The 16,391-nt window shown below is 38.1% G+C and carries 14 protein-coding genes; 9 read left to right on the forward strand and 5 right to left on the reverse strand.

From position 1 onward, the window contains the following. Nucleotides 1-19 precede the first annotated feature (19 nt). Both LGQ02_RS14330 and LGQ02_RS14335 read left to right on the forward strand, forming a co-directional pair. A complete protein-coding gene (locus tag LGQ02_RS14330) occupies nt 20-1,039 on the forward strand; it encodes a TAXI family TRAP transporter solute-binding subunit (RefSeq protein ID WP_226515036.1) in 1,020 nt (339 codons plus the stop codon). Between the two features lie 375 nt (nt 1,040-1,414). Further along, nucleotides 1,415-3,385, forward strand: a complete 1,971-nt coding sequence (locus tag LGQ02_RS14335; RefSeq protein ID WP_226515037.1) for a TRAP transporter permease — start codon at nt 1,415-1,417, stop codon at nt 3,383-3,385. A gap of 47 nt (nt 3,386-3,432) precedes the next feature. On the opposite strand, the gene LGQ02_RS14340 is transcribed toward LGQ02_RS14335, so the two are convergent. Beyond that, complete coding sequence (locus LGQ02_RS14340) at nt 3,433-4,287, reverse strand: MurR/RpiR family transcriptional regulator (protein ID WP_226515038.1); 855 nt, start codon at nt 4,285-4,287, stop codon at nt 3,433-3,435. 17 nt (nt 4,288-4,304) lie between these two features. Next, nucleotides 4,305-5,705, reverse strand: a complete 1,401-nt coding sequence (locus tag LGQ02_RS14345) for an aspartate aminotransferase family protein (RefSeq protein WP_226515039.1) — start codon at nt 5,703-5,705, stop codon at nt 4,305-4,307. Nucleotides 5,706-5,977: 272 nt separating this feature from the next. Here LGQ02_RS14345 and LGQ02_RS14350 point away from each other — a divergent pair, with 272 nt between their 5' ends. Both LGQ02_RS14350 and LGQ02_RS14355 read left to right on the forward strand, forming a co-directional pair. After that, complete coding sequence (locus LGQ02_RS14350; protein ID WP_226515040.1) at nt 5,978-7,144, forward strand: KamA family radical SAM protein; 1,167 nt, start codon at nt 5,978-5,980, stop codon at nt 7,142-7,144. A 189-nt stretch (nt 7,145-7,333) separates the two neighbouring features. Beyond that, the gene (locus LGQ02_RS14355; RefSeq protein WP_226515041.1) at nt 7,334-8,122 is read left to right on the forward strand and encodes a hypothetical protein; all 789 of its coding nucleotides are present in this window, start codon (nt 7,334-7,336) and stop codon (nt 8,120-8,122) included. Between the two features lie 38 nt (nt 8,123-8,160). Here the strand turns inward: LGQ02_RS14355 and LGQ02_RS14360 are convergent, their stop codons facing one another. Further along, nucleotides 8,161-8,865, reverse strand: coding sequence for a hypothetical protein (locus LGQ02_RS14360; RefSeq protein ID WP_226515042.1), 705 nt, complete (start codon nt 8,863-8,865; stop codon nt 8,161-8,163). A gap of 134 nt (nt 8,866-8,999) precedes the next feature. Then, a complete protein-coding gene (locus LGQ02_RS14365; protein ID WP_226515043.1) occupies nt 9,000-9,881 on the reverse strand; it encodes a fumarylacetoacetate hydrolase family protein in 882 nt (293 codons plus the stop codon). A 78-nt stretch (nt 9,882-9,959) separates the two neighbouring features. Here LGQ02_RS14365 and LGQ02_RS14370 point away from each other — a divergent pair, with 78 nt between their 5' ends. From LGQ02_RS14370 to LGQ02_RS14390, 5 genes are all read left to right on the forward strand, one after another. Then, nucleotides 9,960-10,751 carry a carbon-nitrogen family hydrolase gene (locus tag LGQ02_RS14370; protein ID WP_226515044.1) on the forward strand — a complete coding sequence of 264 codons (792 nt, stop codon included), beginning with the start codon at nt 9,960-9,962 and terminating at the stop codon, nt 10,749-10,751. A 67-nt stretch (nt 10,752-10,818) separates the two neighbouring features. Further along, on the forward strand, nt 10,819-11,379 hold the full coding sequence (locus LGQ02_RS14375; protein ID WP_226515045.1) for a GNAT family N-acetyltransferase: 561 nt from the start codon (nt 10,819-10,821) through the stop codon (nt 11,377-11,379). 177 nt (nt 11,380-11,556) lie between these two features. Continuing rightward, on the forward strand, nt 11,557-13,284 hold the full coding sequence (locus LGQ02_RS14380; RefSeq protein WP_226515046.1) for a B12-binding domain-containing radical SAM protein: 1,728 nt from the start codon (nt 11,557-11,559) through the stop codon (nt 13,282-13,284). A gap of 27 nt (nt 13,285-13,311) precedes the next feature. Then, nucleotides 13,312-14,229 carry a DMT family transporter gene (locus LGQ02_RS14385; protein ID WP_319003469.1) on the forward strand — a complete coding sequence of 306 codons (918 nt, stop codon included), beginning with the start codon at nt 13,312-13,314 and terminating at the stop codon, nt 14,227-14,229. A gap of 81 nt (nt 14,230-14,310) precedes the next feature. Further along, on the forward strand, nt 14,311-14,475 hold the full coding sequence (locus LGQ02_RS14390; protein WP_226515047.1) for a hypothetical protein: 165 nt from the start codon (nt 14,311-14,313) through the stop codon (nt 14,473-14,475). A 364-nt stretch (nt 14,476-14,839) separates the two neighbouring features. Here LGQ02_RS14390 and LGQ02_RS14395 read toward each other — a convergent pair whose 3' ends face one another. Next, nucleotides 14,840-16,069, reverse strand: a complete 1,230-nt coding sequence (locus LGQ02_RS14395; RefSeq protein ID WP_226515048.1) for a Zn-dependent hydrolase — start codon at nt 16,067-16,069, stop codon at nt 14,840-14,842. Nucleotides 16,070-16,391: the final 322 nt, after the last annotated feature.

Raw genomic sequence — 16,391 nt, forward strand, 5'->3', positions numbered from 1 at the left:
TCTTAAGGGGGAATGAAATTTGAAGAAGAAGTTTTATTCCATGTTCGGTCTTCTTCTTGCTGGAAGTGTCGTACTTGCGGCTTGTGGTGAAGACGATGGAGCAGACAATGGCGAAGCTGGCGGAGATGCTGGTGCAGACACAGAAGTCAATATCGGTAATCTTCAGATCGGAACTGGCGGTACTGGCGGTACTTACTTTCCGTTAGGACAAGAGATGGCCAACGTTATTAATGCAAACATTGAAGAATATGAAGGGTTCGACCTTAGTGCCGTATCTACCGGGGCATCTGTTGATAACCTTTCACAAATCTACCAAGGTGAACTTGACCTAGGTATGACTGTACACATCCCAGCTTTAAATGCTTTAACTGGTGATGGAGACTTTGAAGGAGTTGAGATTGATAACTTCGGGTTCATGGGTCACATTTACCCAGAAGTGATGCAAATTGTAACTCCTGCTGATTCTGGTATCGAAACGATTGCTGACTTAGAAGGCAAGAACGTTGCAATTGGACCACCAGGATCTGGAACACAAGCTCTTGCTCGCTTAATACTTGAAGCTTATGGACTAGAAGATGGTGACTATACAGCATTTGAAGAAAACTTCGGAGATGCTGCTGACCGTATGCGTGACGGTAACTTAGATGCTTCATTTGGTTTATTAGGTTTACCAGCCGGAAGCCTTGAAGAGTTAGCTATTTCACGTGACATTGATATGATCGAAATCACACCAGAAGGCTTACAATACATTGAAGATAATAGTGGTTACGCTGGTATGACAATTCCTGCTGACTCTTACGACTTCTTGGAAAGTGACGTACAAGCGATTACTGCTTATGCAGTACTTGTAGGTTCAACTGATACAATCGATGAAGATCTTGGCTATGCAATTACAAAAGCCTTGTATGAAAACAGTGGAGACATTTCTCATGACCAAGGTCAGCATTTAACAAAAGAAAATGCCCTTAATGGTTCTGAAGGTCTTCCAATGCACCCTGGTGCTGAAAAATACTTTGAAGAAGCTGGTCTTTTAGACTAAAGCAAATATGTATGATCTCAAGGCCGGACCCTTGTAGTGTCCGGCCTTTTTTACACCAATTTATAAATATTAATTAAAAAGTAGAATAAGATTAATAAATAACTACCATTATTAATAGCATGAATTTCATTATTAATAATGATCTTTTTTTGTCTAGAACACCATTATCTAAAAAACACAGTTATAAGAAAAACCAGATGTATCCATTGTTAATTCATTTAAACTATGGTACAAAATAGTTACTTCTACTGTTCCTTTTGCGCTCCGCCAAGGAACAAAATAAATGGCGGAACATCGACGAAAACGCAGGAATACAATTCTCCTACTTTTTCGTCGATTCATGTTTATATAGAACGATCCGAGGGTGGTGACCATATGAAAGAAAAAGAAACTTTAACAGAAGAACAGCAAAAAGAAATGTTAGCAAAGTATGACAAAGAATCAGCATATCGTACTGACCCTAAGAAATGGGCATTTATTATCGCCTTTATTTCAATTTCTTTAACAATATTCCATTTATGGCGAGCTTATCCAGCACACGGACCTCTGGTTTATTTACTTCAAGGGGCTGTCCACTTAGGAACAGCATTAGGCCTTATCTTTCTTTTGTACCCGGCAACCAAAAAAGGATTAAGAAAACCTGGTGTACCTTGGTATGATGTTGTCTTAGCCTTCTTAGCAATGGGATGTATGTATTATATTTTATTCCGCTATGATTGGATCACAGGGGCAGCAAGAATCTTGGGCTTTACAACCTTAGATATTACTGTTGCTACGATTGGGATCATTTTATTACTAGAAGCAACAAGACGTGCAGTAGGTTTACCAATCGTAGTGATCGCTTCCTTAGCCATTCTTTATGGCATGTATGGGACAAACATTCCATACTTCGGACACGGAGGTTTTGACTGGTCTGGTCTATCACGACGATTATTTTATTCATCTGATGCTATTTTTGGTACGCCGATCCAAATTTCATCAACTTATATCTACTTGTTCTTGTTCTTTGGAGTCATGCTGACAAAGACTGGAGTCGGTCAATACTTTAATGATCTAGCTTTTGCTCTGACAGGAAGGTTTACTGGTGGAACTGCAAAAGCAGCTGTTGCTGCTTCTGCCATGCAAGGAACAGTTACAGGAAGCTCGGTAGCGAACACTGTTTCATCTGGGTCATTTACCATCCCAATGATGAAACGAGCGAAATTTAGACCTGAATTTGCTGCTGCTGCAGAAGCATCCGCATCTACTGGTGGACAGATTATGCCACCGATCATGGGTGCTGCCGCATTTATCATGGCTGAGTATGTATCTGGCGTATCCTATAGTGACATCATTATTATCGGTATTATTCCAGCCATGCTATATTTTACTGGTGTATTTATGGGTACACACTATGAAGCAAAGAAACACGGCATTCGAGGTCTTTCTAAAGAGGAACTACCCTCATTAAAGGGAATTTTAAAACGACTTGATTTATTATTACCATTAGTCGCGATTATTACGTTACTTGTACAAGGGTTTACACCTACTACTGCTGCTTTATGGGGAATCGGTGCTGCTTTTGCTGTTAGTTTCCTTCGTAAAGATACACGAATGGGACCAAGAGATATTATTGATGCACTGATACAAGGTGCGCGTGTCGCATTACCTGTTATTGCAGCCTGTGCGACAGCAGGTATCATCGTAGGGGTCGTTGTCTTTACTGGTCTTGGTGGAAAAATTGCAGGCGGACTCTTAAACCTTGCTGGTGACAACTTATTCTTACTATTATTCTTTACGATGATTGCATGTATATTACTAGGAATGGGACTTCCTACAACAGCAAACTATGTCGTCACAGCGTCAATGGCAGCACCTGCATTAATCGCTTACGGTGTACCTGATATTGCTGCCCATTTCTTTGTTTTCTATTTTGGAATTGTTGCAGACATTACACCACCTGTATGTCTAGCTGCTTATGCCGGTTCGGGGATAGCCAGGGCAAACCCGATGAAGGCTGGGGTGACCGCCTTCAAGTTAGCCATTGCGGCATTTATCATCCCTTACGTGTTTGTATTTAACCCTGTCTTACTATTAGAGGATGCGACCTTCTGGACGCTTCTTCCTGTACTTATTACAGCTATCTTAGGAATGGCCGCAGTAAGTGCGACAATGATGGGGTACTTCGTTTACAAACCGTTTTGGTATGAAAGAATCTTATTACTTGCCGCAGGTTTAATGCTTATATATCCAGAGAACTTACCGATTGAATTATCTGGTTTAGCGTTATTCATTCTCATTGGTTTTGTACAGTATTTACGTAAAAAAAGAGACAATGATAACAATAGTGAACCAGCAACAGTATAATTGAAAGGGTCAGGCCAATTTGGCCCGACCCTTTTTGATTTTAATCATTAGTCATAAAACACATCAAATGTATCCCATAATCCTTCAAGCTCTTTTAAACGTTTTTCAACATTTTTATGCTCTGATCGAGTTAAAGCCGTAATTAGTGCACTCGCAATGCTCATCGGGGCTGAAAAAGAATCAATAAATGAGTTAATTTCAGTAGAAGAAATAAGGTTTAAATCACCATAAGGAACGAGTGGACTCATTAAATGGTCAGTTATAACAATTGTTTTAGCGTCTCTTTGTTTCACATATTTTAATACTTCAACTGTTCGTTTTGTATAACGAGAAAACCCTAGTCCAATTACGACATCTTTATCAGATATATCGAGTAAATGTTCTGATACACCGTCTGCTTGACGGATGAGCTCTGCGTTTTGAAGGACTAAATCCAAATAAAATTCTAAAAATTGGCCAATGCTTGTTGCACTTCGGTAAGCAATAATATATATTCGTTCTGCATGAACAAGTTCATTAACTGCACTTTCAAATATATTTGGGTCAACTTGATTTAACGTCATTTTTAAATTTTGAATATCATCTGATAAAACTTCTTTTACGACATGCTCAGTCTGTTCATTCTCATCAGTTGTCCTCGCTAAAACTTCTGCAGAGGTCATCTTTCTTTGCAGCGCCTCTTGCAGGTGACGCTGCAAGTCTGGATAACCTTTATAATTTAGGAAGAACGCAAAGCGAATAACAGTTGCTTCTCCTACTTGCACATTTTTTGCAAGCTTTGAAGCAGTGAGAAAAGGAGCTGTTTCATGATTTTCAATCAGATAATTTGCAATTTTTTTATGAGATTTACTCATTTTTTCACGTTGTTGTATCATCCGCTGATATACTTCATTGTCTAACATGTTTCCTCCCCCTTTAATTACGACATACCTCGCCTCCTCATACGTTGTTTTAACACCTTCTCATACGCATCAACCGTTTTATCTATCTCTTTTTGACCATGTGCCGTTGATACGCTATATCTATTTAAAGGTTTCGTATAAATCCCTTCTTGTAACAGTTCGAAATCTATTTCTTTCCTTAAATTCAGGTCTGTTCGTTGAAGGTCACGATAATGTCGAATTTTACTCTCTTGTGTACATACTACACTAAAAATCGAGCCTACTCCAACAGCTTTCAACGGTACTCCTGTCTTTTCACCAATTTCCTCTATTTTATCCTTCAATATCTCTGTATTCGTGATGACTCTATGAAAATCCTTTTCTAGATGTTTTATTGTCGCCAATCCTGCAGCTAAAATAGTTGGATGACCATTATACGTTCCACTATGAAAGAGAATATCTTTTGCTGTTGATGTTTTACTTTGCCCAGCATCAAATACATCCCCTGTAGTTTTTGGTCGGCTAATGTTTAATATATCGTCTTTCCCACCAACAACACCAATTGGAAAGCCTCCACCAACTACTTTCCCTAACGTCGTTATATCCGGAGTCACTTCGTATCGTTCTTGACCGCCACCTAACGCAACTCGAAAACCTGTTTTCACTTCATCAAAAATTAGTAATATCCCATACCTTTCAGTAATTTCTCTTAGCTTTTTTATAAATGAATGTTCAGCTGGTATAAAACCACCTTGAACTGGTTCAATCATAACTGCGGCTAACTCTGTGGCATGTTCTTTTATTAGTTTTTCTGTTGCTTCAATTTGGTTGAATGGGAGTATAAGAGGTGCGTCATCTCCAAAACTATTCAGTCCTGCTGACTCTGGGACTGGATTTGGCCTATCTTCTTGACCTGCTTCATTTATTGGAGGGTTTATACTATATAGAACTTCATTGTAGCCACCGTGATAATGGCCTTCAAACTTTGCTATTTTACTTTTTCCTGTATAAGCAGTTGCTAGCCGCACTGCAAGTAATGTAGCTTCAGTTCCAGAATTAGTGAAGCGCATTTTTTCCATAGAAGGATAATGTTCTTTAACCTTCTTTGCAAAGTCAACTTCCATCTGATGCGGTGTCCCAAATAAATTTGTTCCATCTTGATCTATTTGCTGAACGATTGCTTCTTTAACTAATGAAGAACCGTGTCCTAAAGCTAATGAACCGTACGCCATTAAATAATCAACATATTGATTGCCATCGACATCCTCAACCCATGCACCTTTCGCTTTCTTCATAACTATTGGATAAGGTGCAAAGTGTTTAATATTGGCAGTTACACCACCAGGTAAGTGTTCTCCAGCCTCTTTCATCGTTTTGTAGGACTGTTCTGTTTTCTTCCCATACTCAATAAAAGGATGATCAAATTTACGTATGGCCATTTTCTATAATACCCCTCTCCTTCTGCCCTTCGTTTTTTTTGAAGGATTTATTTCATTTTATGACAAAAAAGCTTGGATGTGAAGGCTAGATTTCATTAATTTTATTAATGAAATTTAAACTCCGAATTAATCACGAAGAATCGAGAGAAATTTGGAGGATTTATTTCATAAACACATCAAAATAGATGTTTTCCTCCGTTTTTGACCAAATATGGCTGATATGTTTAAATGAAAATAGTCTTAATTTCAGAATTTTTTATGGAGGGGATTATATGGCACAACCGAAGTACATTATGAACATTGATAAGATTGAACAAATTCCAGAAGAAGAACGAAAAAAATTGAAAGAAATTACTGAGAAGTTTGTTTTTCGTGTAAACGATTACTATTTAAACTTAATTGATTGGAACGACCCAAACGATCCTATTAAAAAATTAATTATCCCAAATGAAGGGGAATTAGATGAGTATGGACGCTGGGACGCTTCTGATGAAGATACAAACTATGCTGCACCAGGATGTCAGCATAAATATGATGCTACAGCTTTGCTTATCGTTTCTGAAGTTTGTGGAGCTTATTGCCGTTACTGCTTCCGTAAGCGCTTGTTCCGTAATGATATTAAGGAAGCAATGGCTGATGTACAGCCAGGGATTGAGTACATTAAAGAGCACCCTGAAATTAGCAACGTATTATTAACTGGTGGTGACTCATTGATCTTAGCAACGAAAAAACTTCGTAAAATCATTGAGCAGCTTCGTGAGATCCCACACGTGAAAATTATTCGTCTCGGATCAAAAATGCCAGTATTTAACCCTATGCGTATATACGAGGATCAAGAGTTACTTGATTTAATTCGTGAATATTCAACTCCTGAACAGCGTATTTATGTCATGGCGCACATTAACCACCCAAATGAAATTACTGAAGAAGCGAAAAAAGGTTTCGAAGCACTTCATGATGCAGGGGCAATTGTTGTAAACCAAACTCCAGTATTGAAAGGTATTAATGATGATCCAGACGTATTAGCTGATCTATTAGATCAACTATCGTGGGCAGGGGTTACACCTTATTACTTCTTCATTAACCGCCCAGTTGCCGGAAACAACGACTTCGTACTTACATTAGAAGAAGCGTATAATATTGTTGAAGAAGCAAAAGCAAAAACATCAGGCCTTGGAAAACGTGTCCGTTTATCGATGAGTCATACATCAGGAAAAATTGAAATACTAGCTATTGAAGATGGAAAAGCATACTTAAAGTACCACCAATCTCGTGACGGTAATTACGGTAAATTTATGGCCCTAGACTGTCCAAAAGACGCTGCTTGGTTCGATGACCTACCTGGAAACGAACAATACTGGGATAAACCAGAGAAAAAGACAGAAGCCGTCGTGTCTGCAAACGAAAAAATTAAAGAAAAAGAAACACAAAACGTTTAAGTTAACAAAACGAGTGATCCATGATGTTGGATCACTCGTTTTTACTTTAACTCGATTTTCATCTTCTCCCTCTCATATATGTATAATCGAAAACATGTGACTTTTCGTTATAAATCTAATATAAAGTTTCCCTCTTCATTCATTTCTTGTAAAATAACATTAACTGTATATAGATTGGAGAGAGTCACATTGCATATGGGGTTCAAATTTACCTTTATACTCATCGCCTTTATCCTAATGCACGCATGTTCTAATAGTCCTCCCTTTCAATCAGGTGAAAGTGGAGGGAACAAAAACCCCTTAATAAATCAATCAGTTGAAAAGAGACCATTTAAGCTAACATACTTACATTCCAAGTATCATGATGATGAGCTTAAGTTGCATTTCCTTATTTCACATATAGATGAATCTCCACTTTCAAGCTCAGACTATCAATTTCAATGGCCAAATTATGTTTTTGATGGAGACAATGTCCCTTATGAGTTAATTGACATCGTTGTTAATGAGGATACATTTGATAAAGAAGAATTAGGGGAACACGAAATTCTTTTAACAATCACTTTATCACCACCTCCTCTTAATAACAACAGCTTCGTAACGATACCATTTTATGTTATTCCTTCATTATTTGAAAAGGGATACTCCTTTCAAGTTACCGATAAGGAAGCTTCACAACTCACATTAGGGGATTTAGCCATTTCAGACTTTTCAATTGAAGGTAAAAATATTTCATTCACCCTAAACGATAACCACCCTGATCATCAGAGGAGAAATCTTTCATACACATTTCAAAAACATGATGGAGATCAGTCTATTTATCCACTTTTTATCCAGCTTAACTCGTCAAACAATGGATTAGGAGTTCAATTAGAGTTTGCTAATACTATTGATCCTCCTAGTAAATTTTTGATTCAGCGAACTACTGTCCAGCTTCCAGAATGGCGCTTCTCTTTAACGATACCAGTTGAAGAGAGATAAAAAACGATTGACGTCAAGTCAATCGTTTTTCTTAATTATTATTCGAAGTCGTCATCCTCTTCAATTGGTACAAAGCCTTCCATATGTGGAGGCATTGCATGTTGATCATGATGCTGCTGTGGATGCCCATGCTCTGGCATCATTGCATGTTGATCTTGCATCCAAGGTACTTGGTGTTGAGGCATTCCTGGCTGCTGATGCATCCACGCTGCTTCTTGTTGTGGCATATGCGGCTGCTGGTGCATCCACGCTGCTTCTTGTTGTGGCATATGTGGTTGCTGGTGCATCCACGCCGCTTCTTGTTGTGGCATATGCGGTTGCTGATGATGATGCATTTCTTGTTGCGGCATATGCGGTTGCTGATGATGATGCATTTCTTGCTGCGGTACATGCGGTTGCTGGTGCATCCACGCTACTTCTTGTTGTGGCATATGAGGTTGCTGATGATGATGCATTTCTTGCTGTGGCATCATTGGCTGTTCCCCTGGACCAAATTCTTGTTCAAAACTTGGCCCCATTCCTTGAGTAAACCCTTGACCAAATTCATTTCCTCCTGGCATATGATGTACCATTTCTGGTTGAGCATGCTCAGCCCCTGGCATCATTTGTTGCTGAGGAAAACCATGCATAACTTGGTGACCTGGATTAGCCATTGGCATACCATGTGGCATTTGTTGCCATGCTGGCCCATGCATCATCGGTTGGTGTGGCATCCCCATAGGTGGTCGGCATTTACAATTCATATGTGAACCCCTTTCATCTACTTACTATTGTTCTGAAATTACATTCAGTTCATTGTATGAAGAAGGGCAACGAATGTGACTTTAACCTATGAAAAAAGCCGTGTCGGGACATTACCTACATGTAAATACCTAAATCACTTAAACGTATTCCGAAGTGTGCCTAACCCTTCTATAGTAATTTCTACGACGTCCCCATTTCTTAAAAACTTCGGTGGATGAAACCCTTTACCAACTCCTTTCGGTGTTCCAGTTGCGATAATGTCACCAGGCTCTAACGTTATTCCTTGACTCAATGTTTCAATTAATTGTGGAATGGAAAAGATCATTTGATCGAACATTCCCAATTGTCTAGTTTCTCCATTTACAGACGTTATAATCTTTTTATTTTCATATGGCAAAAATTCATCCTTTGTCACAATCCATGGACCGACCGGACAAAACGTGTTTAAACTTTTTCCCAGTAAAAACTGCTGATGGTTCTTTTGTAGATCCCTCGCTGTCACATCATTTGCTATTGTAAAACCAAATATATGATCCATCGCTTGTTCTCTTTGAATGTGTGTCCCTTCCTTACCAATCACAACAGCAAGTTCTCCCTCGTAATCAACGCTTTCCGTTATCCCTTTGTGAAGACTCACTTCGCTTTCATAGCCAGTAACGGACGTTGCTGCTTTTGAAAAAATAACTGGATAATTAGGAGCGTCAGTACTTCCCATCTCCTTTGCATGATCTAAATAGTTCCTACCAACTGCAAATACATTTTTGCTTGGTCGAGGAATCGGAGCCTTCCATTCAAACGAAGAATCCGTCATTTTCACTCTAAACCCATTTGGTCGATCATTTAACCATTCTGCATAGAGATGCTTAGCTTCTTTTATCGCTAAATCATCTTGCAAAAATTCGAGCATTGACCTTGGAAAACGTCGATCCACCGATAAACTGACTAAAGACTCCGTTTGTTCATGAACAAAACCGTAATGCCACTGCCCTTCATATGTAAAACTAGCAAACTTCAATTGCTTCACCCCTCTTTTCTTTATAATCTATGATACAATGTTAAAAACTGTTTGACGAATAGAATGGAGGCATTTTTTATGAAAAAAGCTAGAATTGCTCTCATTCAACTAGATACAGCTTATGGTGACCCGAAACAAAACATCGATAGAATGAAAAAACATTTAGTAAACTTGCAAAATGAAAACATTGATCTGATCGTCTTCCCTGAACTTTGGACGACTGGATATGATTTAACCTCTATCCAAAAGAAAGAGTTTTCTCAAGATGAAGAGGATTGTTATGCTTTTATTACTAAATGGGCCAAAAAGTTAAAAAGCTATATTGTCGCAGGGTCTATGCCTGTTCTAAAAAATAATAAGCTTTACAATTCATCATTGGTTTTTGACCATACTGGCAATTTAGTCACTTCTTATGATAAAGCACATTTAATCCCGCTCCTCAATGAACACTTGACCTTTCATCCAGGGTCTACTCGAAAATCCTTCAATTTCTTAGAGGAAACAATTGGATTAAGTATTTGTTATGACATACGCTATCCTGAGTGGATTCGTCCCTATGCCGTTGATGGTGCATCTGCTTTAGTTACACCTGCACAATGGCCAGAAAAACGAATCGGTCATTGGAAAGCGCTTCTCATTGCAAGAGCTATCGAAAACCAACAATATATATTCGCATGTAACCGTTTCGGTACAGATGAAGCTGGTCATTTTGGAGGTACCTCACTCATCATCGATCCATGGGGAACAATTCTCGCCGAAGGTGGTAAAACAGAAGAAACCATCATTGCTGATGTAGATTTCGATGAAGTAAAGCGTGTGAGAAAGGAACTTCCCGCTTTATCTGGAAGACGCCCACATTTGTATGAATAAAGACTAGCACTCCCCCACCCTACACCTCATACGTTAACGTATATAAAAAAAGTGGAGGTATGAGGAGATGGGATTTGTAAAACCTAGTCCAAGATGGACAAAAGACGGTAACCGTTACACAATTCGTACAGCACAAGTTTCTGATGCAGAACAAATGCACAAACTTACTAAATCTGCATTAAAAGAAGGAACAGGGCTTGTCATGAGTTACGATGACTTTCATATGACCGTAAACGATCAAATGATGAAAAATGATTTTACACTCCGTAACCCACATACGCTCCAACTTATTGCTGTTAAAAAAAACATTGTTATTGGAATTTTAACTATAGATATTGATGGCTTAAAACATACAATGCACCGTGGTACATTAGGAGTAATTATTCACCCATCGTATCGCTCCAAAGGTGTCGGCAAAGCCTTAATGACAACTGCTCTTTTTTGGGCGCATCACTTCGCACCACTTGAAAAGCTTGAATTAGAAGTTCTTTCTAGCAACCAAAAAGCCATCAAATTATATGAAAGATTAGGTTTTTTTTATGAAGGGAGAATTCACCGTTTCATGAGGAAAACAAACGGTGAGTATGAAGATATCTTAACAATGGGCTGCTTCTTGCTAAAAACATAAAACATCCAAGGTCCTATTTTAGGACCTTGCTTTACTATGAAAAGCGATAAAACGAAGCGAGACTTTCATTTGTAGCCTGTGATCTCTAAATAATAAGCTATTATCCTCATACTTATATTCAATGTATAAAATATGATATGATTACCGTTGACAATACGAATATATTGGAGGATGACTATGAATATCGTTGTTACTTCGCTCAATGCGAAATATATACATACATGTCTAGCTTTGCGCCTACTAAAATCATATTCAGCACCGGAGTTCGATGTTGAAATGGCAGAATATACAATAAAAGACCCTGAAATGAATGTGGTATCAGACCTATATTCAAAAAAGCCTGATGTTATTGGGTTCAGTTGTTACATTTGGAATATCGAAAAAACGTTGCAAATCGTCAAGATGTTAAAAAAAGTCTTACCTGAAACGAGCATCGTTCTAGGCGGGCCAGAAGTTTCTTATGACACAAATGATTGGTTAGAACGTGTCCCTGAAATTGATTTTATCGTCAAAGGAGAAGGCGAGGAAACATTTAAACAACTTCTTTGTCAATTACAAACAGATCGCGATTTTCATAAAGTTAATGGCTTAGGTTTTCGTGAAGGTGAGAAGATTATTATCACACCATCACGACCAAACCTTGATATTTTATCGATTTCATCTCCATATCGTTTTGAGGAAGACCGTGCTGAGCTCGGACAAAGAATTGTATATTTTGAGACAAGCCGAGGCTGTCCTTTTCAATGTCAGTTCTGCCTTTCTTCGATTGAAGTTGGCGTACGTTATTTTGACATAGAAAAAGTAAAATCAGATCTTCTATACCTTATTCATAATGGAACAAAAATGGTCAAATTCATTGATCGAACATTTAATATTAAACGGGATTATGCAATGGAGATCTTTCAATTTTTAATCGACAACCATAACGGGTGCCAATTTCAGTTCGAAATTACCGCTGACATTATGCGTCCTGAGGTTCTCGAATTTTTAAATGAAAATGCCCCGGAAGGAATTTTCAGATTCGAAATTGGTGTTCAATCTACCAATGATGAAACGAACGACCTTGTTAAACGTCGACAAAACTTTAAAAAGCTTGCAAGAACCGTAACAATGGTAAAAGAAGGTGGAAAAATCGATCAACACCTCGATTTAATTGCCGGTCTTCCAGAAGAAGACTATACATCCTTCAAGAAGACGTTCAATGACGTGTTTGAACTAAGGCCCGAAGAGTTGCAATTAGGGTTTTTAAAGATGCTTCGCGGTACAGGTATGCGTGCAATGGCTGAGAAATTCCAATATACGTTTATGGACCACGCCCCATACGAAATTCTTTCAAATAATGTACTATCGTTTGGAGAATTAATTCGCATTAAACGAACAGAAGATATTTTAGAAAAATATTGGAACGATCACCGCCTCGATCATACTGTAGAATATTTAGTTGATCACACTTTTGATTCGCCTTTTGATTTTTTCCAACAGTTCGGCGATTATTGGGACGAAAATGGTTGGGGAAAAATTGGTCACCAGTTTGAAGATTTATTTATTCGCTTAAAAGCATTTTTAAATCATATTGATACCTCTAACATGCATATCATTGAAGGGCTTATGAAAGTAGATTATTTGCTTCACTTTAAGCAAAAGCCTCGCAAAAAATGGTGGGAAGATTCCATTGAAAAAAGTGAATTGAATGATTTATTAACGACACATATTGATAATTTTTCATCAATTGCGGGTACAGGTAATCAACGTACAATTTCCAAGCATTTAATTATTGAATCTCTCACTTTCGATGTGTCACAGTATTTAGCTAACAGAGAAATCATTGAAGGTGATTATTACTTCATTGTAAACTATGACCCTAAACATACTGGTGATAACAATATGAGTTTAAAGAAGTCGTAAACTTTGTAACGTACAAGTGAAAGGAAGATGATGATGGCTAAAGGAGCTTTTCTATTTATTATATTTGGGGCAGCACTATGGGGAATGATTGGGATCTTTGTTCAAGCACTATATGACTTAGGTTTTTCTCCTATTGAAGTTGTCACGCTCCGTGTAACAACAGCTGTCATCTTTCTACTTTTCATCGTCTTATATAAAGACAAAGCTGCCTTCAAAGTAAAGCTAAAGCACCTTCCATTCTTTGTAGGAACAGGTATAGGGAGCATTGTCTTTTTTAACTGGGCATATTTCACTGCTATCGCTGAAATGAACTTATCGATCGCAGCCGTCTTACTCTATACTGGTCCAGCTTTTGTAACAATTATGTCACGTATCTTTTTCAAGGAATTGTTCACACCCCAAAAAGTAATCGCATTAATTGTCACATTTATAGGATGTATACTTGTGATTGGACTTTTCCCCCTTAACAATGAACAGTTCTCTTTTTATGGATTAATCGTCGGCCTCGGTTCAGGTTTCGGTTATGCATTGTACAGTATATTTGGAAAGGCCGCTCTTTCCTCTTATTCGTCATTAACAACGACGACATATACATTTATTTTCGCAACGTTAGCTCTTCTACCAACGAGTGGATTACTTTTAAATATGTCTACTTGGGTGACTGTAGAAGCACTCTTAATTAGTATTGGCCTTGGTCTCTTTCCTACTGTGTTAGCGTATTTACTGTATACACAAGGCCTTCAAAAGATAGAGTCTAGCAAAGCTTCTATTGCTGCTACTATTGAGCCTGTCGTTGCAGCATTAATCGGTGTATTCATTTTTCAAGACGTGTTAACATTATGGCAATTTTTTGGTATGATATTTGTCATTTCTGCCGTACTTCTTATTCATATCAAAACAAAAGTAACAACTCCTATTAACTCTTTAGAAAAACAAAGCACGTAAATTGCTATAGGTACAAGGATGTTTGTACATTAAATGGATAGGGAATACGTTTTTCAACAACGTAAAAAGGAGGCTATAACGATGGCTGATCGAAATGTAGATGTTGAAAAACGTGAAGAAGAAGTTGAAAAAAAGCATGATAGCTCAAAAGTCGCGTCTACATTCATAAAGTATGCTGCCTATATTATCATTTTCTTCGGGGTTCTCTGGTTTCTAATTACGTATATCCTTCCAATGTTTCAATAACATGTAAACAAAACTTGGCTTGTCGTTAAAGAGATTCTTAGTACTCTTCACCTGCGACGAGTAAGCGCAGAAGCACCAAGCAATGGCTTCCTCGACATTACTCCGATCTGCGACGAGTAAACGCAGGAGCAATTAACTATCGACCATAATTATATAAATTCTGATAGTATAAAAATAAAATTGTTACAAGAAGGCTACCAATGACATTGGTAGCCTTCGTTTCTTCATATGAATATATATCAGTGTCCCTTGTACCTAAGACAATCCTTCCAGGTGGTATTCTACCTAGCACACTACCTTCGACTAAAGAAAACTGCCGCACAAGGTTAATTACTTGAACGACAGCCTCTCAATTGGTGGTTCTTTATTGTTTTTCCAGTAACGATAGTACTGTTTCTAGAATAACGTTTACACCTTTTTCACACTCTTCATAAGGTGTATACTCTTCTTCACAGTGACTCTTTCCGTTCACACTCGGAACGAAGATTAAAGACGCTGGCATGTATGTCGCAATAAACTGAGCATCGTGGCCCGCTCCACTTACCATTCGCTTATGTGTATAACCAAGTGATTCAGCCGCTGCTTCCGCTGTTTGCACAACTTCTTTATCAAACCAAACTGTATCTCTTCCCCAGAGCTTTGTTTTTTGGACAGTAACCCCTTCTACTGTTTCAGGAAGACCTTGAATAATCTCTTCTACTTGTTTAATAACCTCCTCTTCCTTATGTCTCGCCTCAACAGTGAAAACAACTTTATTCGGAATAACCGTGTGGATATTAGGGTGAACATTCATTCTTCCCATCGTGTATACTAAATCCTCATCTAACGTAGACAATTTACTTCTCAAGTCTGTGATGCAATCATTTGCAGCGAAGAGTGCATCTTTTCGCATTGACATCGGTGTCGTACCAGCATGGTCAGATTCACCAGTCAGTTCAATTTCATAACAACACATGCCGACAACACAATCACAAACCCCAATCGACCTCTCCTCTGATTCTAGTATTGGACCTTGTTCAATGTGTAATTCTAAGAAGGCTGCTGCCTTTGAAAGACGGTTCTCAACACTTCCTTTATAGCCACTTGATTCTAATGCCTCTTTAAAAGTGACACCCTCTGTGTCTGTTGATTTCAGTATAACCTCTTTATCAAATTTACCTGATAATACACCCGATGCCATCAGCGAAGGTTCAAAACGTGCCCCTTCTTCATTCGTAACATTCATTACCGTGATCGGTACTTTAGGTTTAATATTATGATCAACTAATGTACGAACAGCTTCTAGTCCTGCGATAACCCCTAATACACCGTCAAAACGTCCACCTTTTTTAACCGTATCTAAATGTGAGCCAATAACGATTGGGTCACCATCTTCTTCTCCTTCTAGCGTTGCATACATATTCCCCATGTCATCTAGCTTTACTTCCATACCTAGTTCTTTACAACACTCCGTAAAATACTCCCTAACCTTTAAATCCTGTTCTGACAAGGATAGACGAGTGACTCCATTATTAGATGTTCTCCCATAATCAGCAAACTTTTCTATCGTTTCTTTCAACCTCTCGCCCTTCACTAACACTTTTTCTCTTTGCACATAGATCACCCTTTTCATAGAATTAAAGTTCTACTCTTTTTACGGACATTTACTAATTATGATATTCATGTAGTTAAAATGACTAGATTGAAATCATCGCTATAAAAACCTTCACAACTTTAATTTTACTGAATATTTCATCTATTATCATTTTACATTTTGTAAAAAGATCAACTTCTTTTTAGGCGTTTTGTCTAAGAGGAGAGTGTCGAACTTGTACCCTGATGTGAAAGCGAAGTGTATTTCAACTGCGATCCGAATAAAATACAGATAGAATACTTAAACAAAACAAATTATGAAGCTGTCATCAATTTTAAAAAGA

It is taken from the genome of Bacillus shivajii, from assembly GCF_020519665.1.
GTDB classification, from domain to species: Bacteria; Bacillota; Bacilli; order Bacillales; family Salisediminibacteriaceae; genus Bacillus_CA; species Bacillus_CA shivajii.

Bases quoted from the DNA above. Each gene is read 5' to 3' on its own strand.
- LGQ02_RS14335 (WP_226515037.1), top strand. From the start codon at position 1,415: ATGAAAGAAAAAGAAACTTTAACAGAAGAACAGCAAAAAGAAATGTTA.
- LGQ02_RS14340 (WP_226515038.1), bottom strand. From the start codon at position 4,287: ATGTTAGACAATGAAGTATATCAGCGGATGATACAACAACGTGAAAAA.
- LGQ02_RS14345 (WP_226515039.1), bottom strand. From the start codon at position 5,705: ATGGCCATACGTAAATTTGATCATCCTTTTATTGAGTATGGGAAGAAA.
- LGQ02_RS14350 (WP_226515040.1), top strand. From the start codon at position 5,978: ATGGCACAACCGAAGTACATTATGAACATTGATAAGATTGAACAAATT.
- LGQ02_RS14360 (WP_226515042.1), bottom strand. From the start codon at position 8,865: ATGAATTGTAAATGCCGACCACCTATGGGGATGCCACACCAACCGATG.
- LGQ02_RS14370 (WP_226515044.1), top strand. From the start codon at position 9,960: ATGAAAAAAGCTAGAATTGCTCTCATTCAACTAGATACAGCTTATGGT.
- LGQ02_RS14375 (WP_226515045.1), top strand. From the start codon at position 10,819: ATGGGATTTGTAAAACCTAGTCCAAGATGGACAAAAGACGGTAACCGT.
- LGQ02_RS14380 (WP_226515046.1), top strand. From the start codon at position 11,557: ATGAATATCGTTGTTACTTCGCTCAATGCGAAATATATACATACATGT.
- LGQ02_RS14385 (WP_319003469.1), top strand. From the start codon at position 13,312: ATGATGATGGCTAAAGGAGCTTTTCTATTTATTATATTTGGGGCAGCA.
- LGQ02_RS14390 (WP_226515047.1), top strand. From the start codon at position 14,311: ATGGCTGATCGAAATGTAGATGTTGAAAAACGTGAAGAAGAAGTTGAA.